At 76.9% G+C, this 1,681-nt stretch carries 1 protein-coding gene; it reads left to right on the top strand.

Annotation, left to right across the window (positions count from 1 at the left end; all coding sequences use genetic code 11):
* Window positions 1-217: 217 nt before the first annotated feature.
* Window positions 218-1,681, top strand: a 1,464-nt coding sequence (locus IHE55_RS30410; RefSeq protein WP_197992638.1) for a LacI family DNA-binding transcriptional regulator, incomplete at its 3' end; no start/stop codon positions are given.

Here is a 1,681-nt window from a genome sequence, read left to right as displayed (position 1 = left end):
CGGGCGGCAAGGGCGCGTCCGCCGCCCCTGCCACGTCCGCCGCCCTCGCCGCGTCCGCGGTCCGGCCGGAAGAACCGGAACCCCCGCATCGCCACGGGGTCCGGTGAGAGCATGTACGCCGTCGGGCGGCCGGACCGGTATCCCCCTTCCCCCCGGCGCGTCCGGCGCACCCGTCGTTCCCTACGGCACACCCGTCGTTCCCCCACGGAGGACCCCCATGGCAGTGACCCTGGCGGATGTCGCGGCCCGCGCCCAGGTCTCGGCGGCCACCGTCTCCCGGGTGCTGAACGGCAACTATCCGGTGGCGGAGGCCACCCGGGCCCGGGTGCTGCGCGCGGTGGACGAACTGGAGTACGTGGTCAACGGCCCGGCAAGCGCTCTCGCCGCCGCCACCTCCGATCTGGTGGGGGTACTCGTCCACGACATCGCGGACCCGTTCTTCGGGGTCCTGGCCGGAGCGGTCCAGGCCGAGATGGGACGCGGCGGCGAACCGGGGCGTGGCGGCGAGAAACTGGCGGTCATCTGCAGCACCGGTGGGGCCCCGGCCCGCGAACTCACCTACCTGACCCTCCTCCAGCGCCAGCGCGCCGCCGCCGTGATCATCACCGGCGGGGCGGTGGAGGACCCGTCGCACGCCGCCGCGGTGGCCGCCCGGGTCTCCCGGCTCACCGCTGCCGGCACCCGTGTGGTGCTGTGCGGACGTCCCCCCGTCCCGGACGCGGTGACCCTCACCTTCGACAACCGGGGCGGCGCGCGGCGGCTGACGGAACATCTGCTGACGCTGGGTCATCGGCGCATCGGCTACATCGCCGGCCCGGCCGACCGCACCACCACCCGGCACCGGCTGGAGGGACACCGGGCCGCGCTCGCCGCCCATGGCGTGGGCGGCCACGGCATTCCGGCAGCGCGGGTGGCCCCGGTGGCTGCGGACGGCCGGACGGACGACACGGACCACACGGACGGCACGGGCGGCGGGACCGGGGGCGACCGAGGCCCCGAGGGGTTCCGGGGCGACGGCGGACGCGACCGAGGGGACCGTGCCGCCGAGGACGTCCGCGGCCCCGGGACACGCAACGGCGGGAACGACCGCAACGGCGGGGACGACCGCGACCGCCGGGGCCGGAACGCCCCCGGTGACGGGGAGAGCCGGTGCGACGGGTGCGACCGGGCCGCCGCCCACCCGGCCGCCTCCCGATCCGGCGGGCCGGGCGTACCGGAGGCGGACCGGCTGACCATATTCGGCCCGTACGAGCGGTGCGCCGGCTACGACGCCACCATGGAGCTGCTCCGCCGCGACCCCGGGATCACCGCCGTGATGGCCGCCAACGACACCGTCGCGCTGGGCGTCTGCGCCGCCCTGCGCGACCAGGGCCTGCGCATCCCCCAGGACGTATCGGTGGTGGGCTTCGACGACCTGCCGTTCAGCGCCGACGCGGTACCGGCGCTGACCACCGTCCGGCTGCCGCTGTACGAGGCCGGGGCCCGCGCCGGACGACTGGCGCTGGGCCGGGAACCGCTGCCGCCCGGCGGGGTGGCGATGATCCGGGCGGAGCTGATGGTGCGCGCCTCGGCCGCCCCGGCGCCCGGAACGGTCCGGCACCGGGAACATGCCTGCGCCCGGAACGGTCCGGCACCCGGACCGTTCCGCTGCCCAGGACGGTCCGGCACCCGGAACGTGCGG

The sequence above is a fragment of the Streptomyces pactum genome, assembly GCF_016031615.1.
In the GTDB taxonomy this organism is placed as follows: domain Bacteria; phylum Actinomycetota; class Actinomycetes; order Streptomycetales; family Streptomycetaceae; genus Streptomyces; species Streptomyces pactus.
The sequence above is the reverse complement of the archived record's forward strand: the minus strand, read 5'-3'. Positions and strand labels throughout refer to the sequence as shown.